Below are 24905 nucleotides of genomic sequence, written 5' to 3' on the forward strand. Positions count from 1 at the left end.
CGGCGGGAAAGGCGTCAATTTTACCATCGGCGCGGGCGGCGGCCGGCGCTGGGAGCCGGGCGAGGGGCGTGCGGGCGCGGCGAGGGCGCGCGCCGGGCCGGTTGACGAGCGGCAGGCCCGCGAGCGAGCGCCGGTTTTACAGCCGCACCAGCACCACCAGCTTGAGGTCCTCGCGGTGCGCGGGCTTGAGGGTGATCTGGTCGTAAGCGATGCGGCCGTGGCGCGGATGATTGAACTCGCGCCGGCCGCCTTCGCGCTCGAACACGTCCTGCGAGGCCCAGAAGCGCGCGAACTCGTCGCTCGCAGCGATCAGCGAATCGACCAGCGCGCGCGTGGGGGCGTCGTTCAGATGCCGGATCGAATCGGCGCGGAACTCGGCGGCCAGACGCCGCGCACGCGTTTCCCAGTCGACGATCAACTCGCGCCCGAGCGGTTCGGTGAACGTGAAGCGCAGCAGGTTGCGGTCGTGCTCGCCGTCGAGCCAACCGGTGAAGAGGTCCGCCGCGTGCGCGTTCCAGGCGAGTGCGGTCCACTGGCGGTCGAGCACGTAGGCGGGGGCGTCCACGAGCTTCACCGTCTGCAGCAGCGTGGCGGGCGCGTCGGCTGCGGTGGCCGGATCGGGCTCGGCGGGGTCGCGCTGCGCGGCCAGTTCGAACAGATATGCGCGCTCGGCGCGCGAGAGCCGCAGCGCGACGGCGATGCGCGCGAGCGCATCCGCCGAGGCGGAGACGGGGCGACCTTGCTCGATCCACGTGTACCAGGTCGGACTCACGCCACACAGTTGCGCCACCTCTTCGCGGCGCAGGCCGGGCGTGCGGCGGCGCGGGCCCGGCGGCAAGCCGACCTCCTGCGGCGAAAGCCGCTCGCGATGGGCGCGGATGAATTCACCGAGGGCGCGCGCGGGTGTCGCGTCGAGAGTTTTGCCGGCGGCGGCGGGCGTGTCGAGGCTCATTGGCGTAGGGCAGGTGGCGGTGATACCAGAATAATCGCTTAACTTGTACTGGTACAGAACGGGCCCTATTGTAGCGTCTGACGAGGCGACGGGCCGCCGCGTCAGCCCGCCCGAAGATGGCCGAAGCCCCGGCACGCAGCGCTCGACGCTTCGCGCCCCGCATAACGAGCCGCACGAGAACCCGCAAAACAACCCGCAAAAGGAGCATGCGATGAAGCATCACGATCAGGTCGCCGACGCATTCGGCTCGACTGCTGCCGCTTACCTCACGAGCCAGGTCCACGCGAGCGGCGCGGACCTGGAGAACCTCTCTGCGACCTTCGCGGCCACCTGCGGCAATGCGACGGTGCTGGACATGGGTTGCGGCGCCGGCCACGCGAGCTTCGCGGTGGCGCCGCACGTGCGCGAAGTCGTGGCCTACGACATCGCCCCGCAGATGCTCGCCACGGTCGAGGCCGCCGCGAAAGCGCGCGGCTTGACGACGGTGCGTACGCAGCAGGGCGCGGCGGAGACGCTGCCGTTTGCCGATGCGTCGTTCAACTGGGCCGTGAGCCGCATGAGCGCGCATCATTGGCGCGACGTGCCGCGCGCGCTGGCCGAGGTGCACCGCGTGCTCAAGCCGGGCGGCCGGCTGAAGTTCATCGACATCGCGGGCATCGACGATCCGCTTTACGACACGCATATCCAGGCGATCGAGTTGTTGCGCGACGCCTCGCACATTCGCGACTACCGCGCCGACGAATGGATCGCGATGCTCGACGCCGCCGGATTCGATGCGAACGTGAGCGAGCGCTGGCGCATCGCGCTCGACTTCGATTCGTGGGTGGCGCGCATGCGAACGCCTGCTGAACGGGTGACGGCGATTCGCTCGATGTGGGAGCGTGCGCCCGATGAAGTGCGTCAATACTTCGATGTGCAGAGCGATTATTCCTTCAAGCTCGACGCGCTCATGATCGAGGCGACGCGGAGGGATTGAGACGCGCGAGGCGAAAGGAAAAACGGCGTCGTGCCCGCCAGGGCACGACGCCGTTTTTGAACAACGAGTCAGCGCAGCGCGAGTGTCAACCCGTATTGCGCAGCCCCGCCGCAATCCCGTTGATCGTCAGGTGAATGCCGCGCCGCACGCGCGGGCTCGGGTCGCCGGCGCGATACCGCTTGATCAGCTCGACCTGCATGTGATTCAAAGGATCGAGATAAGGGAAGCGGTTCTTGATCGAACGCGCGAGCAGCGGGTTGTCGGCGAGCCGCTCGCTCGCGCCCGTGATCTCGCCGAGCACCTTCGTCGTGCGTTCCCACTCGGCCACGATGCGCTCGAACACGTGCTTGCGCAGCTTCTTGTCCGTCACCAGTTGCGCGTAACGCGACGCCACCGCGAGGTCGGTCTTCGCGAGCGTCATGTCCATGTTCGAGAGCAGGTTCGAGAAGAACGGCCAGCTCTTGTACATCTTCTTGAACATCGCAAGACGTCGCGCGCGCTCGGCGTCGCTGCCCGCGTCGTCGAGATATGACGACACCGCGCTGCCGAAGCCGTACCAGCCGGTGATCAGCAAACGGCATTGGCCCCACGAGAAGCCCCACGGAATCGCACGGAGGTCGTCGATCTTGCGGTTCTTCGGGTCCTGCAGCTTGCGCGAGGCGGGGCGGCTGCCGATGTTCAGCTCCGCGATCTCGGTGATCGGCGTCGAGGCGAAGAAGTAGTCGGTGAAACCCGGCGTCTCGTAGACGAGCGAGCGATAAGCGGCCATCGCCGCGTCGGAGAGCGTTTGCATCGTCTCTTCGAACGCGGGCAATTCGTCCGGCGCGTTGTCGACGTTGCCGCCCATCGGCAACAGCGTGGCTTCGAGCGTCGCCGCGATCACCGTTTCGAGGTTGCGGCGGCCGATTTCCGGATTGCCGAACTTGCTCGCGATGACTTCGCCCTGCTCGGTCAGACGGATCTGGCCTTCCACCGTGCCCGGCGGCTGCGAGAGGATGGCGTTGTAGGTCGGGCCGCCGCCGCGTCCCACCGTGCCGCCGCGGCCGTGGAACAGACGCAGCGTGATGCCGCGATCCTTGAACAGCGCGACGAGCGCGAGTTCCGCGCGGTAAAGCTCCCAGTTCGAGGTGAGGAAGCCGCCGTCCTTGTTGCTGTCCGAATACCCGAGCATGATTTCCTGCTCGTTGCCCTGGTGCTCGACGATGCCGTCCATCCCCGGCAGCGCGAGCAGGTCGCGCATGATGTGCGGGGCGTGGCGCAAGTCGGGGATCGTCTCGAAGAGCGGAATCACCATCAGCGCGGCCTTCGCGGGATCTTCCACGTGGCCGAGGCGTCCGCTCAAGAGGCCGGTTTCCTTTTGCAGCAGCATCACTTCGAGCAGGTCGGAAACCGTTTCGGTGTGCGAGATGATGTAGTTGCGCACTGCGCGCGCGCCGAACTTCTCGCGCGTCACGCGCGCCATCTCCAGCACGCCCAGCTCGCTCTTCACGAGATCCGAATAGTCGAGCCACGGCGAGCGCAACGTGCGCGGCTCGGCGAGCTGCGCGAGCAGCACGATCTGCTTGTCTTCTTCGGAGAGCGAAGCATAGTCGGCTTCCACGCCCGCGCGCGCGAGCAGCTCCGTGATCACGGCCTCGTGGATGTCCGAGCTCTGGCGCAGGTCGATGGACGCGAGATGGAAGCCGAACACGTCGACGGCGCGCATGAGCGGCGCGAGGCGCGGCGTGGCGAGCGAAGCGCCGTGGTGCTCGGCGAGCGAGTCCATGAGGATATGCAGGTCGCGCGAGAACTCGCCTGCATCGGCATAGGGCGTGGCGCGCACGGGCGCGGCGTTGCGGCCGGCGCTGCGCACCGCCACCACGCCTTCGCCGAGGCGCACGCGTGCGCTCGCGGCAAGGCGCGTGTAGACGCCGATCAGCGCGCGGCGATACGGCTCGTCCACGCGGTGCGGCGACTTGTCGGGCGAGGCTGCGGCCAGCGCCTTGAGTTCGTCGCTCGCCCCGGCGAGCAGGTCCGACACCGAAAGCTCGGCGCCCAGCCGGTGCACTTCGTCCAGGTAATGCTGCAGGATCACCTGCGCCTGGCGCTCGCTGGCCTCTTCGAGCGTGGCGGCCGTGACGTTCGGATTGCCGTCGCGGTCGCCGCCGATCCAGCTGCCCATCTGGAAGAACGCGGGCAGGCGTGCCGAAATGCCGTGCTCCTTCAACTGTGTTTCGATCTCGCCGTAGAGCGCGGGAATCTCGGTCAGGAAGGTCGTGTGGTAGTACGAAAGCGCGTTCTCGATCTCATCGCCCACGGTCAGCCGCGAGTCGCGCAGCATGCGGGTTTGCCACAGCGAGGTCACGCGCGCGCGCAAGAGGGACTCGTTGTGCTCCAGCTCGCGATGCGTGAGCGGCTGATCGCGTTCGGCGAGCAGCCGCGCGATGTCGTGCTGCGAGTCGAGTGTGCTCTTGCGCTGCACTTCGGTCGGGTGCGCGGTGAGCACGGGCACGATCAGCGCGTCGTTGAAGAACTGCTGGAGCACGGGCGTGGCCGCCGCACCGGCTTGTGCGAGGCGTTCGAGCGAGTGCGCAATGGTGCCGGCCTGCGGCGCCGAGCCCGCGAGGTCGTGAATGCGTCGACGGCGGTTGCGGTGGCGGTCTTCGGCGATATTCGCGAGATGCGAAAAGTAGCTGAACGCGCGCACGACCGTTACGGTCTCTTCGGGCGAGAGCGCGCGAAGCTGCCGGTCGAGCGCCTGGGCGTCGGCAATGTCGTCTTCGCGGCGAAAGCGCACGGCGGTCTTGCGAATGCTTTCGACGACGTCGAACACGGCATCGCCTTCCTGCTCGCGCAGCACCTCGCCAAGCACGCGGCCGAGATAGCGGATGTCTTCGAAGAGCGGCTGGTCCTTGTCGTCGCGCGCGCGGCCGTTGCGCGAGGTGCCGGCGGCCTTCCCCGCGGCAGAGGCCGCTTTCGTCGCTTTGGTGGCTTTCACGCCTTTCGGCGCCTTCACTGTCTTTGCGGTCTTTGCGGTCTTCGCTGCTTCGAGCGCCTCGGCGGCCTGCGTGGTCCGGCCCGCAGGTTTGGTGCCGGTGGATTTCGTGGTCTTCGTGGTCTTCGCTGTTTTCGCCGGTTTCGTGGACGGCGCGGCCACTGCGGCCTTGGAAGTAGCGTTCTGCGATGCGGTGTTGCGGCGCTCTGCGCGCGCCGAGCCTGAAGACTTCACGATGTTTTCCTTGAGGCTTGCCAGGATTTGGACAGGTTGATCGGAGACTGCCAACTGCATGGCCGCGGCGCTTGCCGGGCCGGGTACTTCGGGTGCAACCTGGGACGGGCGGAAGGTGCCACCCTGCGCGAGCCATGCGGATGTTGCAGAGGCGGCGCGGGCCGCCAGTGGCGGTGCGCCGGGGGCAGGCCCTGCTGGGGAGACTGCGCCGCTGCGACGGCGAGCGCAAGCCCGAAGCTCGCACGGCCGTGGCCGGGCCGCTTGTGCCGGCTTGTGCCGCATAGGCGCCAGGTCCGCACGCGAGCGGCGTGCGGCGTCTTCGGGCCGCCACGCGCGTGGCGTGTTGCCAGTGGCGAGGCGGACCGTGCTCTACCGAATCAATCACACACGGTAAGCGCCGATGCAGCGTTTGAGTCTCTTCCTTGCCGCCGCACGCTTCTTGTCAGCCTGTTCCTGCCGGGAGGCCATAAAAAGGGCGCGTGCTAACATTGCCTGTTATCCGATCCTGCTTTTCATCCCGTCATTCGATGCTGTTGCCATGAACTCCGAGACGTTATCCGCGCCCATGCCCCGCACGCTTGTGATCGCTTCGCGCGAGAGCCGCCTCGCGATGTGGCAGGCAGAGCATGTGCAAGCTGCGCTGCACAAATTATATCCAGCCTGCGACGTGAAAATTGTTGGAATGACGACACGCGGCGATCAAATTCTCGACCGCACGCTCTCGAAAGTCGGCGGTAAGGGACTTTTCGTCAAGGAGCTGGAGCAGGCACTGGCCGAAGGCCGCGCCGACCTCGCCGTGCACTCGCTCAAGGACGTGCCGATGGAGTTGCCCGAGGGTTTCACGCTTGCAGCCATCATGGAGCGCGAAGACCCGCGCGATGCGTTCGTCTCGAACGACTACGACTCGCTCGCGGCGCTGCCGCCGGGCAGCGTGGTGGGCACCTCGAGCCTGCGCCGCGAGTCGATGATCCGCGCACGCCATCCGCATCTCGATGTTAAGCCGCTACGCGGCAATCTCGACACGCGTCTGGCCAAGCTCGACCGCGGCGACTACGCCGCCATCATTCTCGCGGCCGCGGGCCTCAAGCGCCTTGGCCTCGGCGCGCGCATCCGCGCGCTCATCGAGCCCGACGACAGCCTGCCGGCGGCGGGTCAGGGCGCACTCGGCATCGAGATCCGCACTGGTCGCCCCGAGCTTGCCGCGTGGCTCGCGCCGCTGCACGACGATGCCACGGCAAAGGCCGTCGAAGCCGAGCGCATGGTTTCGCGCGCGCTGGGCGGCAGCTGCACGGTGCCGCTCGCTGCCTACGCGCAGTGGCAGGGCGGCAAGCTCGCGCTGCGTGCGACGATCGCCACGCCGGACGCGAGCCGCGTGCTGGCCGCACAGGAAGCGACGGCGGCGTCGACGGTCGACGAAGCCGTGGCGCTCGGCCGCCGCGTCGCCGACGACCTCGTTGCTCAGGGGGCGCTCGATATCGTGCGCACGCTAGCCGATGCGGCCCAGGGCGCCGACGGCCCGAACACGGCGCCTCAACACGACGGTGGCGCCACGAACGACCCCACCGGCCCGGGCGAAGGCCCGGCCCGCGCATGATGGCCGGCCCCTGGCAACCGCCCGGCAATGCCGGTCAGCCCGACGAGTGGGGCGGCCCAGGCGACGCCTCGACAGGCACGAAGCGCGCGCCGCTGGCAAGCGGCAATGGCGGCAATGGCGGCAGTGCGCCGTTTACCGTTGTCATTACCCGGCCGGCCGGTCAATCGGACGGGCTCGCCGGGCAACTGGCGCGGCATGGCATCCGCACGTTCGACTTCCCGCTCATCGCCATTGCGCCCGTGACCGACGACGCCCCGCTGCGCGCCGCGCTCGGCTCGCTCGAACGGTATGCGCTCGTCGTGTTCGTTTCCCCGAACGCCGTGGACCGCGCGTTCGCATGCTACGCCTCGGTCTCCTCGATCTGGCCGCCCGCGCTGCCGGTGGCCGTGGTCGGCCCGGCGAGCGTGGCCGCGCTCGAGCGTCATGGCGTGGCCGAGCCCGATCATCGCGTGGTGAGCCCGTCGGGCGCTGCCGACGAGGAGCCCGCGCGCTTCGATTCGGAGTCGCTCTATGCGGCGCTCGAGAATACGTTCGGTGCGGAGGCTTTCGCTGGCAAGCGTGTGCTGATCGTGCGCGGTGACGGCGGCCGCGAGTGGCTCGCCGAACGTCTGCGCGAAGCGGGCGCCGAAGTGGAGACCGTCGCGGCCTACCGCCGCATCGTGCCCGAGCCGCCCATCGCCGCCTGGACGCGGGTCCACGCGCTTCTCGAAGGTGCGCCGCACGCATGGCTCGTGACGAGTTCGGAAGGCGTGCGCAACCTCGACGAGCTCGCGCGCGAACATCTCACGGCGGGCGAAATCGTCGAGCTGCGCCACGCGCCGCTCGTCGCGCCGCACGCGCGGATCGCCGAGACGGCGCGCTCGATGGGTTTTGATAGGATTACGGTGTCCGGCGCGGGCGACGAACGCATCGTCGAGACGCTGCTAGGCCTCGCTTCTTCCGTTGTTCAACCGGTTCAGAACACTCCGGCCCAGGCGCCGGCCAACCCACGCATGACAGATTCGAACAACTCCAGCAGCACGTCAAACCAGGGTGCCGTCGCCACGGGGGCGTCGGCTTCCGGCAGCGCGCAGGCTTCGGGCAGCGCGTCGGCACGGCCGTCGTATGCGTCGTCGGGCGCAGGTTCTTCCGCACCGCAGGCCCAGCCACCGGGCACAGCGCGGCGCGGGGCAGCCACGGCGCTGCTGTGGCTCTTCGTGGTGCTGGTCGCTGCGGGTTCGGGCGCGGGCGGCTATTGGCTCAATCGCAAGGTCGACAACCTCGGCATGCAGGCCATACAACGCCAGCAGGCCAGCGAGCAGCAGGCCGCGGCGCTGCGCGCGCGCGCCGACCAGGCGGTTGCGGGCACGCAGCAACTCGACAAACAGATCGCCCTGCTCGAAAGCAAGATCGCCGACGAGCAAACCGCGCAGCAGGCGCTCGCGCAGCAATACGCCGATCTCTCGAAGAGCCGCGACGACTGGACGCTCGCCGAAGTCGGCCAGATGCTCTCGAGCGCGAGCGAACAGCTCCAGCTCACCGGCAACACGCAGCTCGCGCTCTTCGCGCTGCAAAGCGCCGACACGCGCCTCGCCGCCTCGGACAACGCACAGGCCATCACCGTGCGCAAGGCAATCGCGCAGGACATCGACAAGCTAAAGGCCGCGCCGTCGACCGATCTGACAGGGCTCGCCATCAAGCTCGACACCGCGCTCGGCCAGATCGACTCGCTGCCGCTTTCGGGCGAGGCGATCGTCGCGCACACGAAGCCCGAAGCCGCTCAACCCGCCGATGTCGCCAGGGTCGCCGCCGCGACCAACCAGCCGAAATGGAAGGTGTGGATCGACACGTTCCTCGACGGGGTGGGCAAGCAGGTCGCGAGCCTCGTGCAGGTGCGCCGCATCGACAACGCGGACGCCATGCTCGTCTCGCCCGATCAGGGCTACTTCGTGCGCGAGAACCTGAAGCTGCGCCTGCTCTCGGCGCGCCTGTCGCTGCTCTCGCGCAATCAGGACACGCTCAAGTCCGACCTCGCGGCCGCCGACGCCACGCTCGCGCGCTACTTCGACGGCGCCTCCAAAGACACGCAGACCGTGCGCGACCTGCTGAAGGCAGTGGGCGCCGGCTCGGCCGCCGTCGCGCTGCCCACGCTCGATACGAGCCTGAAGGCGATCCAGCAATACCGGAGCCGGGGGTAAGACATGGCCATCCGTGGACTCCTCTGGCTCGCGCTCCTCTTCGCGATCGCCGTCGCGCTCGCGACCTTCGGCCGCTTCGACGCCGGGCAGGTGCTGCTCGTCTACCCGCCGTATCGCGTGGACGTCTCGCTCAATCTGTTCGTGGTCGGCATCGTGGTGGCCTTCGTGCTGTTCTACGCGATCCTGCGTTTCGTGCGCAACGTCGTGACGATGCCGCGCCGTGTCGCGGCCTACCGCGCGCGCATGCGCACGGAGAAGGCCAACTCGGCGCTGCGCGACGCCGTCGGCAATCTCTACGCGGGCCGCTTCTCGCGCGCCGAGAAGGCCGCGCGCGACTCGCTTGCCGATCAAAAGAACACGAGCGCCGCGGGCCTCATCGCCGCGACGGCTGCGCATCGTCTGCACGAATATGCGCGCCGCGACGAATGGCTCACCCAGGTCGACGACCCCGACCTCCAGGAAGCGCGCCTCATGGCCACCGCCGACATGCGCGCCGACGGCCGCGACGCCGATGGCGCGCTCGCCGCGCTCACCGAAATGCGCACGCAGGGCGGCCGCCGCATCCACGCGCAGCAGATCGCGCTGCGCGCGCAGCAGCAGCTCAAGAACTGGAGCGAAGTGCTCAAGCTCGTGAAGACGCTCGAAAAGCGCGAGGCGCTGCATCCCGCCGTGGCCGTGCGCCTGCGCCAGCTCGCGGCGGAGAACCTGCTGCGCGACCGCCGCCATAATGCCGATGCGCTGCTGGAGCTGTGGCAATCGCTCTCGCCGGTCGAGCGCCACTCGCCGCGTCTGGCGGACTGCGCCGCCGAACTGCTGATCGCGCTCGAGCGCCAGGCGGACGCGCGCAAGATCGTCGAGGAAGCGCTCGCACAGAACTGGGACGCGCGCCTCTTGCGCCGTTACCCGGACACGGTGAGCAACGACGCCCTTCCGCTCATCCAGAAGGCCGAGGCGTGGCGCAAGGACCACCCCGAGGACGGCGACCTGCTGTTCGCGCTGGGCCGCCTGTGCCTGAAGCAGCAGTTGTGGGGCAAGGCTCAGTCGTTCCTCGAAGCGGCGATCAAGTCCGCCGACGCGAGCCAGAACGAACCGCTCAAGATCCGCTCGCATCGCGCACTCGCGCGTCTGCACGAGCAGCTCGGCGACGGCGAGAAGGCGGCCACGCACTATCGCGAGAGCGCGCTGTCGATGAACGTGGTTTGACGCAGTCGCCGTTGCACCCCGTAAGCCGCAACGAAAACGGCCGCCTGAAACAGGCGGCCGTTTGCCATTGGGGAAGCCGAATGAGGCTTCAGCGATTCACGAGCTTTGCCGGCGCGGAAAGCGCGAGCAAACCGCCCAGGATCATGAACGCCGCGAGCATGTACATGCCCGAGTCGTTGGCCGACGTGGCCTCTTTGAGCCAGCCCACCGCATAAGGGCTCAGGAAGCCCGCGAGATTGCCGATCGAGTTGATGAGCGCGATGCCGGCCGCGGCGCCCGTGCCCGCGAGCCACGCCGTGGGCAGGCTCCAGAACAGCGGCAGGGTGGTGAGGATGCCCATGGTCGCGACGGTGAGCGCCGTCATCGCGAGCGTGGTGTCGTGCGCCCACGTGACCGAGAGCACGAGGCCTAGTGCGCCGATGGCGGCCGGCACGGCGATGTGCCAGCGGCGCTCGCGCGTGCGGTCGGCGCTCTTCGCCACGAGCACCATGCCGATCACAGCCGCGGCGAACGGAATGGCCGAAAGCAGGCCGATCGTCAATGCGTCCTTCACGCCCGTCGCCTTGATGATGGTAGGCAGCCAGAAGCTCACGCCGTAGAGGCCCATCACGAACGAGAAGTAGGTGAAGCTCATCACCAGCACGCGCGCGCTCGTGAGCACGGTCATGAGCGGCGGATCTTCCTTGGTGGCGTCCTCGGCGGCGATGTTGCGCTCGAGCAGCGCGCGCTCTTCCTCGGTGAGCCACTTCGCGTTGCCGATGCGGTCATCGAGCACGAAGAACACCAGCACCCCGACGAGCACCGAAGGCAGCCCTTCGAGCAGGAACAGCCACTGCCAGCCCTGCCAGCCGTTCGCGCCGTCGAAGGCCTTGAGAATCCAGCCCGACACCGGCCCGCCGATCACGCCGGAGAGCGCGATGGCCGTCATGAACCAAGTGGTCATGCGCCCGCGCCGGTGCGCGGGATACCAGTAGGTGAGGTAGAGGATGATGCCGGGGAAGAAGCCCGCCTCGCACAGGCCGAGCAGAAAGCGCATTACGTAGAACATGGTGGGCGTGGTCACGAACATCGTCAGTATCGAGACGAGACCCCATGTGACCATGATGCGCGCGATCCACACGCGCGCGCCCACGCGATGCAGGATGATATTGCTTGGCACTTCGAACAGAAAATAGCCGACGAAGAAGATGCCGGCGCCGAAGCCGTAGACGGCGTCGGAGAGGTTGAGCGCACTGCTCATCTGCAGCTTGGCGAAGCCAACGTTCACGCGGTCCAGATAGGCGACCACGTAGCAGAGCATGAGGAGCGGGGTGAGGCGCCACGCGACCTTGCGATAGGTGGCTTCTTCGAACGCGGAGGGCGGGGCGCCCGCTCCCGCTTTCAGGTGATTCGCTGGACTGGCCATGGTGTCTCCAACAATGTGGTCGTTCGTAGTACTTGTTTTAGTGCCGCCTCGTTGTGGCGGGTATGCGACGCGAAAGCACGACCATTCTATACGCGCCGCCGTGGCGCGACGGCGCGTAAAGGTCGGGGAAAATACTGATGAATCGACGACTTCTGGCGCGTTCCGGCCGCCTACACGCAGCGCCCGCCGTCCACTTCGATGCAGGTGCCGGTGACGAACGCGGCCTCATCCGAGGCGAGATAGAGGCAGGCGTTGGCCACATCCTGCGGCGTGGAAAAGCGCCCGAGCGGAATCGTCGCGATGAAGCGCTGGCGGTTCTCCGGCGTATCGGGCACGCCCATGAACTCCGCCGTGAGGCCCGTGTCGCCGATTACGGGATTCACGCAGTTCACACGGATCTGGTCGGGACCGAGTTCGGCGGCCAGCGCCTTGCTCGCGACGATCATCGCCCCCTTGCTGCCGTTGTACCAGACGAGTCCGGGCCGTGGCCGGATACCGGCGGTCGAGGCGATGTTGACGAACGCGCCGCCGCCGCGCTCCCGGAAGTGCGGCACGAACGCGCGCACGCTCCAGTAGAGCCCCTTCACGTTGACGGCGTAGACGCGGTCGAATTCGGCTTCGCTCACTTCGAGCACGGGCTTGTTGCGATGCGTGGTGCCCGCGTTGTTGACGACGACCTGCACGCTGCCGAAGTCATCGATGGCCGCTTCGCGCAGCGCGTGCCAGTCGGCCTCGCGCGTGATGTCGCCCTGCACGGCAATCGCCTTGCCGCCCGCGAGCGCGATCTCGCTCGCGACGCGTTCGGCCGCCTCGCCGTTCAGATCGTTGATCACGACGTTCGCGCCTTCGCGCGCGTAGGTCTTTGCAATGCCTTCGCCGAAGCCCGAACCGGCGCCCGTCACGACGGCCGTCTTGCCTTTGAGTCGCATGGTGTCTCCGTTTGTTTATCGGTTTTCTGACTGCGCGTGGGTTCAGCCGTGCCGGATCGCAATGGTCTTCAGCACCGTGAAGCCATAGAGCGCCTCGAAGCCTTTCTCGCGCCCGTGCCCCGAATGCCGCGTGCCGCCGAACGGCAATTCCACGCCGCCGCCCGCGCCATAGTTGTTGATGAAGACCTGCCCCGCGCGCACGCGCCGCGCGAGGCGCAACTGGCGCGCGCCGTCGCGCGTCCATATCCCTGCCACGAGGCCGTAGGGCGTGCCGTTGGCGAGCGCGAGCGCTTCTTCCTCGCCCTCGAAGGGCATGGCCGCGAGCACCGGGCCGAACACCTCTTCCTGCGCGAGGCGGCTTTGCGGCGGCACGTCGCGCAACAGCGTCGGGACCTGGTAGAAGCCGCCGCTGGGCGCGTCGGCTTCGAGCGTGCCGCTTGCCGCCGTCGCGATGCGGCTCGCGGTGGCCTCGTCGAGGAAAGCGCGCACGCGCTGGCGCTGCTTGTCGTTGATGAGCGGGCCGCAGTCGAGATCGGCGCTGGCCGGTCCCACGCGCAGCTTGCCGAACGCCGCGGCAAGCCGGTCAAGCAGCGGCTCGTAGGCGCCGCGCTCGATCAGCACGCGGCTGCCCGCCGAGCACGTCTGCCCCGCGTTCTGCACGATCGCGGCAACGAGCACGGGCAGCGCGGCGTCGAGATCCGCATCGGCGAAGACGATTTGCGGCGATTTGCCGCCCAGTTCCAACGTGACGGGCACGTGATGCTCGGCGGCCATCTGCGCGACGAGCTTGCCCGTTTGCGGCGAACCCGTGAACGAGATGTGGTCGATGCCGGGATGCGCGCAAAGCGCCGCGCCGGCCTCGTGTCCGAGCCCGGTCACGATATTGAGCGCGCCGGCGGGCAGCCCGGCTTCGCGCGCCAGTTCGGCCACGCGCAAGAGCGACACGCAGGCGTCCTCGGCGGGCTTCACCACGCAGGCGTTGCCGGCGGCGAGCGCCGCGCCCACGCTGCGGCCGAAGATCTGCATGGGGTAGTTCCAGGGCACGATGTGGGCCGTCACCCCGTGCGGCTCGCGCACCGTCAGCACCGTATAGCCGGCCTGGTAGGGCAGCGTTTCGCCGTGCAGCTTGTCGGCGGCGCCCGCGTAGAACTCGAAGTAGCGCGCGAGCGCGGCGGCGTCGGCGCGCGCCTGTTTGAGCGGCTTGCCGGTGTCGCGCGCTTCGAGCTGCGCGAGTGCTTCCTTGTGCTGGCCGACGAGGCCCGAGAGCGCGAACAGCAGCCGCCCGCGTTCGGCGGCGCTCAGTGCGCCCCAGGCGCCGTCGAAGGCTTTGCGCGCCGCGCTCACGGCTGCGTCGATGTCGGTTGCATTGCCGCGCGCGAGTCGCGCGAAGGGCTGGCCCGTGGAGGGATCGATCGCGGCGAGTGTCTCGCCGCTGGCGGGCGATTGCCACTCGCCGCCGATGAAGTGCTTCGCTTCTTCCATGCATGCGCCTCGCAAATGGGGAGTCAAACGAGGGAAAGAAAACGCACAACGGGAAATGCCGCGCAGGCGTGCCTGGCATGCTTCGATGGAGGCTCGCGCTGACTGTCTCATTATCGCGCCATCCCAGCCGCGCCGCGCAGGAATTCAGCGGGCGCTTCATCCGCGTGCGGGAAAGCCCTGGGCCAGACTGCCGGCCGCCCTGGCCGATTGGCTATAATGGACGCCAACTTCTTACGTCCGGTTACGCGCCGGAGCGTCGTGCGCGGTGTGCTTCCCAATGCGCCCACGCCGCGCCCCACGCGTGCGCCGTCGCTTTTTTTCCCTTCTCAACAGAGAGCGCTCATGAGCTTCGCAAATGTCCCCGCCGGCAAGGATCTGCCGCAAGACTTCAACGTGATCATCGAGATTCCCGCGCAAAGCGATCCGGTGAAATACGAAGCCGACAAGGACCTGGGCCTGCTCGTCGTCGACCGTTTCGTCGGCACGGGCATGCGCTATCCCGTGAACTACGGCTTCATTCCGCAGACGCTCTCCGGCGACGGCGACCCGGTCGACGTGCTCGTGATCACGCCGTTCCCGCTGCTGGCCGGCTCCGTCGTGCGTTCGCGCGCGCTCGGCATGCTGCAGATGACCGACGAGTCGGGCGTCGACGCGAAGCTGATCGCGGTCCCGCACGACAAGGTCTGCCCGATGACGGCCAACCTCAAGACGCTCGACGACGTGCCCGAGTACCTGAAGGACCAGATCAAGCACTTCTTCGAGAACTACAAGGCGCTCGAAAAGGGCAAGTGGGTCAAGGTCGATGGCTGGGTCGGCATCGAAGCCGCCCACAAGGAAATCAGCGAAGGCGTCGCGAACTTCAAGAAGTAAATCGCGCGTTTTTCCTGCTGCAAAGAAACCGCACGTGCCGCGAGGCCGTGCGGTTTTTTCATGGGCTAATCTTCCCCGCCGGGTTCAGCCGACCTTGGCCACGTCGAACCGCTCTGGCCTGCGCGGAATGCCGAGCCGCGCGGGCATGTTCACGCCGCAGCCGTGCGCGTAGTTCAGGCCTACGGCGATCGCTCTCGCGCCGCTACGTTTGCTCATGCTGGCGCCTGGGCTTCCGGCTCGGTGCTCGGGGGAGGTGGCAGCACCGATTCGATCGTCAGTGCGCCGGTCGCGAGCGCGCGCTTCTCCTGGGGGCGCAGGCGCTTGACCCAATACTCGGCGCTCGAAGCGCTCGCACGATCGGCAAACTCGAACTGCGCGAGCACCTGGACCGGCTTGCGCGAGCGCGTGTAGCGCGCGCCTGTGCCGGCGGCGTGCTGGGCGAAGCGCGCGGCGACGTCGATGGCAATGCCCGTGTAGACGCTGCCGTCGGCGCATTCGAGCAGATAGAGGTACCACGGCATGGTGCGGGAAGCGATGATGATCGATTTGGGCAGAGGCGTTTCAGGGAGCATCACGCACGTGCGTTCACACACTGCATTCACGCGCGAAACGGATTGCGCTCGTTGAGCTCGTGCATATAGGCGTGAATATGGTTCGTCTCGCTTTCGAGAAAGCGCGCGATGGCGTCGGAGAACGCAGGATGCGCGAGCCAGTGCGCCGAGCGCGTGACCGTAGGCAGGAATCCACGGGCCATCTTGTGCTCGCCTTGCGCGCCGCCCTCGAACACGTCGAGTTTCTCTTCGATGCAGAATTCGAGCGGCTGATAGTACGCGGTCTCGAAGTGCAGACAGGGGACATGCTCGAGCGCGCCCCAGTAGCGGCCATAGAGCGTGCCGCCCAGGCCATTCTCGCCGCGTTGCCAAACCACGAGCGAACTCGCGATCGGCTTGCCTTCGCGCTCCGCGATCACGAGCAGCAGATTCTCCGGCATCGTTTCGCCGATCATGCGGAAGAAGTCGAGATTCAGATACGGCGACGAGAAATGCTCGCGGTACGTCTGCCGGTAGCAGCGGTTGAAGAAGCGCCATTCGGCGTCGCTGATGTCCTCGCCGCGCACGCGCCGCATCGTCACGCCCGCGTCGCGCACCTTGCGGCGCTCGGCGCGGATGTTCTTGCGCTTCTTCTGCTCGAGCGTGGAGAGGAAGTCCTCGAAGTCGCGGTAGCCGTCGTTGAGCCAATGAAACTGCACGCCCTCACGCAGCATCATGCCGAGGTCGGTCAGCGCCTCGGCGTCTTCCGCGGTCGGAAAGAGTACGTGCAGCGACGACACGTCGGCCTGCTCGGCGAACGCGAGCAGCGTCGCGGCCAGATGGCGGCGCGCGGCTTCGTCGGCGGCCATCAGGCGCGTGCCCTGCACGGGCGTGAACGGCACCGCGCACAGCAGCTTCGGGTAGTACTCGATGCCGTTGCGCTTGTAGGCGTCGGCCCATGCCCAGTCGAACACGTACTCGCCGTACGAGTGGCCCTTGAGATACACCGGCGCGGCGGCGGCGAGACGGCCCGTGCGCGTATCGGTGAGCGTGACGAACTGCGCGGCCCAGCCCTCGTTCGGCGCCGCGCAGCGCGTGGCATCGAGGGCCGTGAGGAATTCGTGGCGCAAAAAGGGCGTCGGCTGCGCCTGGCGCGCGAGCAGCGCGTTCCATTCGGCGGCGTCGACCTCGGACGGTGACCCGAGGATGCCCGTGCGATAATCGAAATGTTCCTTGTTCAACTTGCGTGCCCGTTGGCGTGGGAAGCGGTGAGGGTGCACACGGCGTGGTTCGAAGCGCCTGCCGCGGCAAACGGTCATGGTAAAGCAAACATCCCGTGCGGGTGAGGACCGCCGCGCCTCGTGCATCGGCGGCTGCCATGAAGGCGCAAGCCCGCCCGCAAGCCAGGCCCTAACCTTGGGCCAGAAAGCCAGGCCCGAACGTTCAGAGCGCGCTCTGCGCGCAGCGCGCCCGCCTCGAGGTTATCGAAAATGAAAGAGCGCTTCTTCAATCTCTATACGCACGGCTTTGCGCGCGTGGCCGTAGGCGTACCCCGCTGCCGCGTGGCTGATCCGGCATACAACGCGAGCGAGACGCTCGCGCTCGCGCGCGACGCCGCCGCGAAGGGCGCGGCGCTCGTCGCGTTCCCTGAGCTTGGCCTGTCGGCCTACACTTGCGACGACCTGTTCCATCAGCAAGCCCTGCTCGACGCCTGCGAGCGCGCGCTCGCGCAGGTCGTGGAAGCCTCGGCGGCGCTGCCGCTCGTGATGATCGTGGGCCTGCCGGTGCGAGCAGGCCATTCGCTCTTCAATTGCGCCGCCGTGGTGGCGGGCGGCCGCGTGGCGGGCGTCGTGCCGAAGAGCTTCCTGCCGAACTACGGCGAATTCTACGAGCCGCGCCAGTTCAGCCCCGCCGATAGCGCGAGTGTCGATACGGTGCGCCTCGCCGGCGCCGACGTGCCGTTCGGTGCGTCGCTGTTGTTCGAGGTGCCGCAGGTCGCGGGGCTGCGCTTTCACGTGGAGATTTGCGAGGACGTCTGGGTGCCGGTTCCGCCGTCGTCGTTCGCGGCGCTCGCGGGCGCATCGGTGCTGGTGAATCTTTCGGCGTCCAACGTCGTGGTGGGCAAGGCGGGCTACCGGCAGCAGCTGGTTTCGCAGCAGTCGGCGCGCTGCCTCGCCGCGTATCTGTACACCTCGGCCGGCAAGGGCGAATCGACGACCGACATGGCCTGGGACGGGCAGGCGCTCGTCTGCGAAAACGGCGAACTGCTCGCGCAATCGGAGCGGTTCTCCGACGACTCGCATCTCATCTTCGCCGATGTCGATCTCGCCCGTCTGCAACAGGAGCGCATCCGCCAGACCACGTTCGGCGATTCGATTCGCCGTCACGCCGATGAAGTCGCGAAGTTTCGCGTGATCGCGTGCGAGCTTGCAGGCGAGGGCGCGTGGAAGCGCGAGACGCTCGCGCTGTCGCGCCGCGTGGAGCGCTTCCCCTACGTGCCGGCCGATCCGAAGCGCCGCGACGAGCGCTGCAACGAGGTCTACAACATCCAGGTGCAGGCGCTCGTGCAGCGGCTTTCGCAGGCGGGCATCAAGAAGGTGGTGATCGGCGTGTCGGGCGGGCTCGACTCCACGCACGCGCTGCTCGTGTGTGCGAAGGCGATGGACCGCCTTAACCTGCCGCGCGCGAACATCCTCGCGTACACCATGCCCGGTTTCGCCACGAGCGAGCGCACGCTGCGCCAGGCGCGCGAGCTGATGGCGCTCGTGGGCTGCACGGCGCGCGAGATCGACATTCGCCAGAGCTGCATGCAGATGCTCGAGGACCTCGGCCATCCGTACTCGGAAGGCAAGGAGACCTATGACATCACCTTCGAGAACGTGCAAGCGGGCGAGCGCACGAATCACTTGTTCCGCCTCGCCAACTTCAATCACGCGATCGTGATCGGCACGGGCGATCTCTCGGAGCTCGCGCTCGGCTGGTGCACGTATGGCGTTGGCGATCACATGTCGCACTACAACGTGAACGCGAGCGTGCCGAAAACGCTCATCACGCATCTCGTGCGCTGGGTGGCCGAGACGGGCCAGATTGGCCGCAATGGCGAGAGCGGGCGCGACGTGCTGGAAGCGATTCTCGCCACCGACATCAGCCCCGAGCTGATTCCCGGCAAGTCCGACGGCGCGCCGGAGCAGAAGACCGAGAGCACGATCGGGCCGTACGAGCTACAGGACTTCAACCTCTATTACACGCTGCGCTTTGGCTTCGCGCCTTCGAAGGTCGCGTTCCTCGCGCGCCACGCGTGGGGCGACCGCGAGGCGGGCGCGTGGCCCGAGAACGCCAGGGTCGCGCGCAATCAGTACGATCTCGCGGCGATCAAGCGCAATCTGCGCATCTTCGTCGACCGCTTCTTCCGCCAGAGCCAGTTCAAACGCAGCTGTATTCCGAACGCGCCGAAGGTCGGCTCGGGCGGCTCGCTCTCGCCGCGCGGCGACTGGCGTGCGCCCAGCGATTCGGAATCGGTGGTATGGCTCGCCGATCTGGAGCGTGTCCCGGATGAGGCGGCCGGGGCGCCTGCGGGCAAGCCCTCGGCGTGAGCGCCGGCCGCGCAGCGTAGAATCCCATCAGGTTCCAAAATTTCCGACTGATCCGATAACGAGACGAGGTTCGCCATGAAACGCATTACTGCCGTGATCAAACCGTTCAAGCTCGACGAAGTGCGCGAGGCGCTCGCCGAAGTGGGCCTCACGGGCCTGACCGTCACCGAGGTCAAGGGCTTCGGCCGTCAGAAGGGCCACACGGAGCTGTACCGCGGCGCCGAATATGTGGTCGACTTCCTGCCCAAGGTGAAGATCGAAGTGGTGGTCGCCAACGCGCAGGCCGATCAGGTGATCGACGCGATCATCGGCGCGGCGCGCACCGGCAAGATCGGCGACGGCAAGATCTTCGTGACCGACGTGGAGCGCGTGATCCGCATCCGCACGGGCGAGGAGAACGAAGCGGCGGTTTGACGGTGTCGGCCTGGCACTCCCGGGCCTGGAAGTACCCGAAGCAAAATACCGGAAGCACCCGAAGCCAATAGAAAAAGGGGACGTCGCCGCTTGCGCGGCCCGTCCCCGGCATAAAAAACGGTGCGATACCCTTTCGGACATCGCACCGATACGCGCCTCTCGCAGCAGCGTGAAAACTTCGATGTAGCTGTTCTGTCTACACTCGCTTCGAATTAGAACGAGTGCTGGATACCTGCGTACACGCCGGTCTGGCTGTGGCCCGGAAGCGGGTTGCCCGTGCTCGCCGCCGTACCGAAGTTGTTGGCGTTCAGACCGAAGTTGGCCGCCTTGCTGTTCTGCACCGTGCCTGCCTGGATGTCGAGCAGCGTGCGCTTGGACAGGTTGTACGTACCGCCGATCGTGTACAGCGTGGCGTTGCCGCCGCCGTTGTTCGCGTTGACGTGATAGACCGCGGCGATCAGGGCTGCCGCCGGCGTCATTTGCCACGTCACACCGCCCCATTCGTGGTCGAGCGTGGTCGGCTGGCCGACGATCCCCGGGTTCATGCCCGAAGAACGGATGGCTTCGTAGCCGCCCTGCACCTTGAAGGAGCCGAGGAACAGGTTGAACATGGCCATGTAGTCGCGCGAGTACGCGAACACGCCGTTGCCATTTCCAGGGCTGCCGAGCGGCGTCGCAGTGCTGCCGTCGAGCCGGTTATAGACGCCGCCCAGTTGACCGCTGTTCGGATTGCGGATTTCGTCATACAGGCCGCGGATCTGGAACAACGAGCTCGTGTAGGTAAGTTGCAGACCGGCTTCGCGGCCCTGGCTCGTCGAGCCGTTGCCGTTCCAGTTCGTCGCGTTCGAGAACGCGTACTGGCCGTACACGTCAAAGCCGTACCAGTTCGGCGACTGATACGAAATGTTGTTGCTCGATTGCGGCCAGTTGCGACCACGGACCATCGAAGCCGACGACCAGTTCGACTGACCGAACGGGTCGAAGTCCCAAATGCCGTTGGAGATGAACAGCATGCGGCCTGCAAGCAGCGTACCGAACTGGTCGTTGGCTACGCCGATGGTCGCCCAGCGATTCCAGATCGAGCCGGCCGAGCCGAGCGAGCCGTTGGCGGTGCTGAAGCTGCCTTCCAGGTGGAACAGAACCTTGTTGCCGCCACCGATGTCTTCAACGCCCTTCATGCCCCAGAGGCTCGTGCCCCAGTAGCCGCTTTCGAGCAGAACCTGGTGCGTGCCGTGGGTTGCATTGCCAAAATTGGGGCCCGGCGTGGTATTGACGCCAGCACCGATGCCGTTCATATAGGCCACACCCATGTCGAGGCGGCCGTAGAGCGTCACGCTGCTTTGCGCATGTGCGATCACGCCAGCCGACATCAATGCTGCGGCGAGCAAAGCTTTCTTCATCTTCTCCTCCATACCCTGTCAAAGAGTCAACCCTAAGTACTGCGAAAGACGTCCGTGCGCTTGGCGGCGCTGCGAACAGAAATCGTCGCGAGGGAGAGTTACCCCGAGGATCGGCGTACGGGCTGGTGCCGTTGCACGACCCGCACTGGGTCGTCTGCAATCCCCTGGTTGACTGGCATCTCCCGTTCTTTTTGAAGTGAAACTACTTTTAATGAACTTTGTTTTGCTACTTTGGTTACCAATTTAGCAAAAAAGGTCGGCGCTGGCGAATTAATTCGTGCTCGGATGAACCGGTGTCGTCAAATTGCAATAAGGCCTTCCTGGATGGTGGTCAGAGAGGTACTACAAGTGGGTCGAAAGCCTTACGGAATAAGGGATTCAGGCCGCTTGAATGGCAGGATTCAGGATTCCCACTATTGACGAGACCTTGCGCAAGGAGTAGCGGAAAAATATGACTGTTTCGGGCCAACGGACGCTTTTACGAGGGCAGAAGAATAAAAAAGAAAAGGCGCCGTAGGCGCCTTGTAAGACTACTTTTACTACACGGTCTGATGACGACAACCCGCGGGTCGTCTTACTTGAGGCTACCCGAAAGGAACTGGCGCAGGCGTTCGCTCTTTGGCGTGGCGAAGACCTCGGCCGGGCGGCCTTCCTCTTCCACGAGACCCTGGTGCAGGAACATCACGTGGTTGGAGACGTTGCGCGCGAATCCCATTTCATGCGTGACCACGATCATCGTACGGCCCTCCTCGGCGAGCTTCTGCATGACCTTGAGCACTTCGCCCACGAGTTCGGGGTCGAGCGCCGAGGTCGGCTCGTCGAACAGCATGACATCGGGGTGCATGGCGAGCGCTCGCGCAATCGCCACGCGCTGCTGCTGGCCGCCCGAGAGATGCGAGGGATATTGCTTTTCCACGCGTGGCGCGAGGCCGACCTTCTCAAGATAGGTGCGCGCGCGATCTTCGGCTTCCTTGCGCGGCAGGCCCAGCACGTGCACGGGCGCCTCGATCACGTTCTCCAGCACCGACATGTGCGACCACAGGTTGAAGTGCTGGAACACCATCGCGAGCTTGGTGCGCACGCGCTGCAGCTGCTTCGCGTCGGCGGGGTGCAGTGCGCCGGAGCGTTTGTCGGCGCGCGTGGCGACTTCCTCGCCGTCCACCACGATGCGCCCGGCGTTGGGCTGCTCGAGAAAGTTAATGCAGCGCAGCATCGTGCTCTTGCCGGAGCCGGACGAGCCGATCACGCTGATCACGTCGCCGGCGTTCGCCTGGAGCGAAACGCCTTTCAGGACTTCATTGTCGCCGTACTTCTTGTGGATGGAGTCGACGAACAGCTTCTGCTTCCGGGAATTCATTGATTGACCTCTTGCGACCTCTAGCAGGCTCACTTGCCTTGCGGTCGCAGGTATGCGAGCCAGCGGCGCTCGGCGCGGCGGAACAGCCACACGAGCGTGAAAGAAATGATCAGGTACAGCAGCGCGGCGATGCCGAACGCGCCGAACGACTGGTAGGTCGCCGAGTTCACGTCGCGCGCGATCTTCAGGATGTCCGGCACGGTGGCCGTGAACGCCACGGTCGTCGCGTGCAGCATCAGGATGACTTCGTTGCTGTAGTAGGGCAGCGCACGGCGCAACGCCGAAGGCAGGATCACGCGGCGATACAGCGTGAATTGCGACATGCCGTACGCGCGCGCGGCCTCGATCTCGCCGTAGGGCGTCGCCTTGATCGCGCCTGCGAAGATTTCGGTTGTATACGCACAGGTGTTGAGCGTGAACGCGAGCAGCGTGCAGTTCATCCCGCTGCGGAAGAACGCGCTCGTGAGTTCGTGATTGCGCACGATCTCGAGGCTATAGAGGCCCGTGTAGCAGAGCAGCAGCTGCACGTAGAGCGGTGTGCCGCGGAAGATGTACGTGTAGAGCCACACGAGCCCGGCGAGCCACTTCTTTTTCGACACGCGCGCCACGGCGAGCGGCACAGACAGGCAGAAGCCGAGCCCGATCGAGATGACGAGGAGCCACAGCGTGATGGCCACGCCGCTGAAGTGGTAGCCGTCGGAGAAGAGATAGTTGCGCCAGTATTGCTGGATCAGTTGGACGAAGTCTTGCATGGTCTTGGCCTCGCGCGATTCAGAGATCCGCCTTGCGCACACCGGTGGAGTAGCGCTTGTCGAGATACATCAGCACGAAGTTGGAGACCGTGGTGATGACGAGATAGATCGCGCCGGCGAGCAGCGTGAAAAAGAAGAACCGCAGCGTGCCCTTGCCGGCGTCCTGGCTCGCCTTCACGACATCGGCGAGACCGATGATCGAGACGAGCGCCGTGGACTTCACGAGCACCTGCCAGTTGTTGCCGATACCCGGCAGGGCGAAGCGCATCATCTGCGGGAACATGATGCGCGCGAACACCTGCCAGTTCGTCATGCCATAGGCGTGGCCCGCTTCGAGCTGGCCGCGCGGCACGGCGAGAAACGCGCCGCGGAACGTCTCCGTGAAATACGCGCCGTAGATGAAGCCGAGCACCACGACACCGGCCAGAAACGGATTGATGTCGATCTGATCCCAGCCGAGCAGGTCGGTGAGGTTGTTCAGCCAGATCTGGATGCTGTAGAAGAGCAGCAGCATCAGCACGAGATCGGGCACGCCGCGAATGAGCGTGGTGTAGAGCGTGCCCGCGCCGTGAGCGATGCGGTTTTTGGAGAGCTTCGCCGCCGCGCCGATCAGCCCGAGCACGAACGAGAGCGCGAGCGACAGCACGGCGAGCTTGACGGTCTGCCAGGTGCCGGCGAGGATCAGCGGGCCGTAGCCTTGAAGAAACATGGGCGAGTCCTTGACGGGGCGCGCAGGCACCCCGCGAAAGGCGCGGCGCTTGTCTGCCGCGGTTCAAATCCGTTCATGGCCGCGCGGTGTTTTGCCTGTGCGCGCGGCCGATGCGAGTGCGCTCGTGAGCGCGCCAGTGACTGTATCGACGAAGCCCGGCTGTGGTCCATCCGTGCTGGCCCCGGGCCGATGCGCGTCGTGGCGCGTGAGACGAGCGGTGATGTCTCGTTGTTTATTTACCTTCGTGTGCGTTCCGGTTCACTTGCCTTTGTAGATATCGAAGTCGAAATATTGCTTCGCGATCCTGTCGAACGTACCGTCGGCATGAATCGCGGCCAGCGCTGCGTTGAACTTCGCCTTCAGGTCGGCGTCGTCCTTGCGCAGGCCGATGGCGGTGCCGTCGCCGATCGTTGCGGGGTCTTCCACTTCCGGACCCGCCCACGCAAAGCCCTTGCCGCGCGGCGTCTTCAGAAAGCCGAAGTCCGCCTGGACCTCGTCTTGCAGCGTGGCGTCGAGTCGGCCGGCGATCAGATCCTGGTAGACCTGATCCTGATTCTGGTACGAGATCACGTTCACGCCCTTGGGCGCCCAGTGTGCCTTCGCGTACGCCTCCTGGGTCGAGCCCTGTTCGACCCCCACGTTCCTGCCCTTGAGCGCGGCCGGCGTCGGCAAGAGCGGCGAGCCCTTGCGCGCGATCATGCGTGCGGGCGCATCGAACATCTTCGCGGAATAGTCGATCTGCTGGGCGCGCTGCGGCGTGATGGTCAGCGAGGAGACGATCGCGTCGAACTTGCGGGCCTTCAGCGCCGGGATGATGCCGTCGAGGTCGTTCTCGACCCAGACGCACTTCACGTCCATGCGCGCGCACAGTGCCTTCGCGAGGTCGACATCGAAGCCGACGATCTGCCCGTTCGGCGCTTTGGACTCGAAAGGCGGATAGCTGGCGTCCACGCCGATGCGCACGGTCTTCCACTCTTTGGCGAAGGCGCTGCCCGCGATCAGGGCGAGTGCCACGCACACTGCAAACTTCTTCATCATTCTCCTGGGTACGGGCGGAGCGACGCGCCAAGGGCCGCGCAGCCAGCGCCGAGCGGTCTGGCTGGTGGCCATCGGCCGACATTCTAGGCGATCAAAAATGCGGGTCGGAGGGCGCGATGCGCAGCAGTTCCTCCCGGCTCGCGGGCCGCGCCTCGCGCGTCGCCCGCGGATTTCGGTGCTTTGCGCGCGGCTGTCCACCTCGGCGGCTGCGCGGGTTGGCGAGGCAGGGGGCCGCCACGGGGGGCTAGCCGCCGGCCAACAGGCTCGCGCCAGCCGAAAAGCGCGGTATTTTACCCGAAGCGGGAGGCCGTGCCAG

The 24905-nt window shown here is 66.4% G+C and carries 20 protein-coding genes; 7 read left to right on the forward strand and 13 right to left on the reverse strand.

What is annotated here, in order from left to right; translation table 11 throughout:
* Positions 1-136: 136 nt before the first annotated feature.
* Positions 137-952, reverse strand: a complete 816-nt coding sequence (locus BMI01S_RS10150; protein WP_028230583.1) for a helix-turn-helix transcriptional regulator — start codon at positions 950-952, stop codon at positions 137-139.
* Positions 953-1163: 211 nt separating this feature from the next.
* Between BMI01S_RS10150 and BMI01S_RS10155 the strand changes: the two genes are divergently transcribed.
* Positions 1164-1928, forward strand: coding sequence for a class I SAM-dependent methyltransferase (locus BMI01S_RS10155; RefSeq protein ID WP_028210533.1), 765 nt, complete (start codon positions 1164-1166; stop codon positions 1926-1928).
* 85 nt (positions 1929-2013) lie between these two features.
* On the opposite strand, the gene ppc is transcribed toward BMI01S_RS10155, so the two are convergent.
* A complete protein-coding gene (ppc, locus tag BMI01S_RS10160; protein WP_028230584.1) occupies positions 2014-5136 on the reverse strand; it encodes a phosphoenolpyruvate carboxylase in 3123 nt (1040 codons plus the stop codon).
* Between the two features lie 538 nt (positions 5137-5674).
* On the opposite strand from ppc, the gene hemC reads away from it, so the two are divergent.
* From hemC to BMI01S_RS10175, 3 genes are read left to right on the forward strand one after another with little or no spacing between them, the layout of a single operon-like run.
* Positions 5675-6730, forward strand: coding sequence for a hydroxymethylbilane synthase (gene hemC, locus BMI01S_RS10165; protein ID WP_042289069.1), 1056 nt, complete (start codon positions 5675-5677; stop codon positions 6728-6730).
* Positions 6727-8907 (forward strand): fused uroporphyrinogen-III synthase HemD/membrane protein HemX, encoded by a 2181-nt coding sequence (gene hemDX, locus BMI01S_RS10170; protein WP_244145315.1) that lies wholly within the window; start codon positions 6727-6729, stop codon positions 8905-8907. The genes hemC and hemDX overlap by 4 nt, the downstream gene beginning before the upstream one ends.
* Before the next feature lie 3 nt (positions 8908-8910).
* Entirely contained in the window at positions 8911-10110 is a 1200-nt protein-coding gene (locus BMI01S_RS10175) for a heme biosynthesis protein HemY (protein WP_028210530.1), read from the forward strand.
* An 88-nt stretch (positions 10111-10198) separates the two neighbouring features.
* Here the strand turns inward: BMI01S_RS10175 and BMI01S_RS10180 are convergent, their stop codons facing one another.
* From BMI01S_RS10180 to BMI01S_RS10190, 3 genes are all read right to left on the reverse strand, one after another.
* Positions 10199-11515 (reverse strand): MFS transporter, encoded by a 1317-nt coding sequence (locus BMI01S_RS10180; protein WP_028210529.1) that lies wholly within the window; start codon positions 11513-11515, stop codon positions 10199-10201.
* Positions 11516-11685: 170 nt separating this feature from the next.
* Positions 11686-12444, reverse strand: a complete 759-nt coding sequence (locus BMI01S_RS10185) for an SDR family oxidoreductase (protein WP_028230586.1) — start codon at positions 12442-12444, stop codon at positions 11686-11688.
* A gap of 42 nt (positions 12445-12486) precedes the next feature.
* On the reverse strand, positions 12487-13926 hold the full coding sequence (locus BMI01S_RS10190; protein WP_028230587.1) for an aldehyde dehydrogenase family protein: 1440 nt from the start codon (positions 13924-13926) through the stop codon (positions 12487-12489).
* A gap of 342 nt (positions 13927-14268) precedes the next feature.
* On the opposite strand from BMI01S_RS10190, the gene ppa reads away from it, so the two are divergent.
* Positions 14269-14796, forward strand: coding sequence for an inorganic diphosphatase (gene ppa / locus BMI01S_RS10195; protein ID WP_028210526.1), 528 nt, complete (start codon positions 14269-14271; stop codon positions 14794-14796).
* Between the two features lie 84 nt (positions 14797-14880).
* Here the strand turns inward: ppa and BMI01S_RS42915 are convergent, their stop codons facing one another.
* The 3 genes from BMI01S_RS42915 to BMI01S_RS10205 all read right to left on the reverse strand — a co-directional run bounded on the left by BMI01S_RS42915 (position 14881) and on the right by BMI01S_RS10205 (position 16567).
* A complete protein-coding gene (locus tag BMI01S_RS42915) occupies positions 14881-15012 on the reverse strand; it encodes a hypothetical protein (RefSeq protein WP_255217794.1) in 132 nt (43 codons plus the stop codon).
* Complete coding sequence (locus BMI01S_RS10200) at positions 15009-15317, reverse strand: GIY-YIG nuclease family protein (protein WP_036018170.1); 309 nt, start codon at positions 15315-15317, stop codon at positions 15009-15011. The genes BMI01S_RS42915 and BMI01S_RS10200 overlap by 4 nt, the downstream gene beginning before the upstream one ends.
* 77 nt (positions 15318-15394) lie before the next feature.
* On the reverse strand, positions 15395-16567 hold the full coding sequence (locus BMI01S_RS10205) for a GNAT family N-acetyltransferase (RefSeq protein WP_028230588.1): 1173 nt from the start codon (positions 16565-16567) through the stop codon (positions 15395-15397).
* A 249-nt stretch (positions 16568-16816) separates the two neighbouring features.
* Between BMI01S_RS10205 and BMI01S_RS10210 the strand changes: the two genes are divergently transcribed.
* Complete coding sequence (locus BMI01S_RS10210) at positions 16817-18919, forward strand: NAD(+) synthase (RefSeq protein WP_028230589.1); 2103 nt, start codon at positions 16817-16819, stop codon at positions 18917-18919.
* 75 nt (positions 18920-18994) lie between these two features.
* Positions 18995-19333 carry a P-II family nitrogen regulator gene (locus BMI01S_RS10215; protein WP_028210523.1) on the forward strand — a complete coding sequence of 113 codons (339 nt, stop codon included), beginning with the start codon at positions 18995-18997 and terminating at the stop codon, positions 19331-19333.
* Between the two features lie 212 nt (positions 19334-19545).
* On the opposite strand, the gene BMI01S_RS10220 is transcribed toward BMI01S_RS10215, so the two are convergent.
* From BMI01S_RS10220 to BMI01S_RS10240, 5 genes are all read right to left on the reverse strand, one after another.
* Positions 19546-20733 carry a porin gene (locus BMI01S_RS10220; RefSeq protein WP_028210522.1) on the reverse strand — a complete coding sequence of 396 codons (1188 nt, stop codon included), beginning with the start codon at positions 20731-20733 and terminating at the stop codon, positions 19546-19548.
* A gap of 574 nt (positions 20734-21307) precedes the next feature.
* Positions 21308-22090, reverse strand: a complete 783-nt coding sequence (locus BMI01S_RS10225; protein WP_028210521.1) for an ABC transporter ATP-binding protein — start codon at positions 22088-22090, stop codon at positions 21308-21310.
* A gap of 29 nt (positions 22091-22119) precedes the next feature.
* Positions 22120-22842, reverse strand: a complete 723-nt coding sequence (locus BMI01S_RS10230) for an ABC transporter permease (RefSeq protein ID WP_028210520.1) — start codon at positions 22840-22842, stop codon at positions 22120-22122.
* A 19-nt stretch (positions 22843-22861) separates the two neighbouring features.
* On the reverse strand, positions 22862-23551 hold the full coding sequence (locus tag BMI01S_RS10235; RefSeq protein WP_028210519.1) for an ABC transporter permease: 690 nt from the start codon (positions 23549-23551) through the stop codon (positions 22862-22864).
* Between the two features lie 258 nt (positions 23552-23809).
* Positions 23810-24586, reverse strand: coding sequence for an ABC transporter substrate-binding protein (locus tag BMI01S_RS10240; protein WP_028230590.1), 777 nt, complete (start codon positions 24584-24586; stop codon positions 23810-23812).
* Positions 24587-24905 lie beyond the last annotated feature (319 nt).

It is taken from the genome of Paraburkholderia mimosarum LMG 23256 = NBRC 106338 (assembly GCF_000739815.1).
GTDB lineage: Bacteria > Pseudomonadota > Gammaproteobacteria > Burkholderiales > Burkholderiaceae > Paraburkholderia > Paraburkholderia mimosarum.

What these genes read in the sequence shown, in the direction of transcription:
- BMI01S_RS10225 (WP_028210521.1), bottom strand. Translation starts at nt 22,090, where the DNA reads ATGAATTCCCGGAAGCAGAAGCTGTTCGTCGACTCCATCCACAAGAAG.
- BMI01S_RS10210 (WP_028230589.1), top strand. Translation starts at nt 16,817, where the DNA reads ATGAAAGAGCGCTTCTTCAATCTCTATACGCACGGCTTTGCGCGCGTG.
- BMI01S_RS10220 (WP_028210522.1), bottom strand. Translation starts at nt 20,733, where the DNA reads ATGAAGAAAGCTTTGCTCGCCGCAGCATTGATGTCGGCTGGCGTGATC.
- BMI01S_RS10190 (WP_028230587.1), bottom strand. Translation starts at nt 13,926, where the DNA reads ATGGAAGAAGCGAAGCACTTCATCGGCGGCGAGTGGCAATCGCCCGCC.
- BMI01S_RS10200 (WP_036018170.1), bottom strand. Translation starts at nt 15,317, where the DNA reads ATGCCGTGGTACCTCTATCTGCTCGAATGCGCCGACGGCAGCGTCTAC.
- BMI01S_RS10155 (WP_028210533.1), top strand. Translation starts at nt 1,164, where the DNA reads ATGAAGCATCACGATCAGGTCGCCGACGCATTCGGCTCGACTGCTGCC.
- BMI01S_RS10185 (WP_028230586.1), bottom strand. Translation starts at nt 12,444, where the DNA reads ATGCGACTCAAAGGCAAGACGGCCGTCGTGACGGGCGCCGGTTCGGGC.
- BMI01S_RS10215 (WP_028210523.1), top strand. Translation starts at nt 18,995, where the DNA reads ATGAAACGCATTACTGCCGTGATCAAACCGTTCAAGCTCGACGAAGTG.
- BMI01S_RS10180 (WP_028210529.1), bottom strand. Translation starts at nt 11,515, where the DNA reads ATGGCCAGTCCAGCGAATCACCTGAAAGCGGGAGCGGGCGCCCCGCCC.
- BMI01S_RS10235 (WP_028210519.1), bottom strand. Translation starts at nt 23,551, where the DNA reads ATGTTTCTTCAAGGCTACGGCCCGCTGATCCTCGCCGGCACCTGGCAG.
- ppa (WP_028210526.1), top strand. Translation starts at nt 14,269, where the DNA reads ATGAGCTTCGCAAATGTCCCCGCCGGCAAGGATCTGCCGCAAGACTTC.
- BMI01S_RS10150 (WP_028230583.1), bottom strand. Translation starts at nt 952, where the DNA reads ATGAGCCTCGACACGCCCGCCGCCGCCGGCAAAACTCTCGACGCGACA.
- BMI01S_RS10230 (WP_028210520.1), bottom strand. Translation starts at nt 22,842, where the DNA reads ATGCAAGACTTCGTCCAACTGATCCAGCAATACTGGCGCAACTATCTC.
- hemC (WP_042289069.1), top strand. Translation starts at nt 5,675, where the DNA reads ATGAACTCCGAGACGTTATCCGCGCCCATGCCCCGCACGCTTGTGATC.
- BMI01S_RS42915 (WP_255217794.1), bottom strand. Translation starts at nt 15,012, where the DNA reads ATGAGCAAACGTAGCGGCGCGAGAGCGATCGCCGTAGGCCTGAACTAC.
- BMI01S_RS10175 (WP_028210530.1), top strand. Translation starts at nt 8,911, where the DNA reads ATGGCCATCCGTGGACTCCTCTGGCTCGCGCTCCTCTTCGCGATCGCC.
- hemDX (WP_244145315.1), top strand. Translation starts at nt 6,727, where the DNA reads ATGATGGCCGGCCCCTGGCAACCGCCCGGCAATGCCGGTCAGCCCGAC.
- BMI01S_RS10240 (WP_028230590.1), bottom strand. Translation starts at nt 24,586, where the DNA reads ATGAAGAAGTTTGCAGTGTGCGTGGCACTCGCCCTGATCGCGGGCAGC.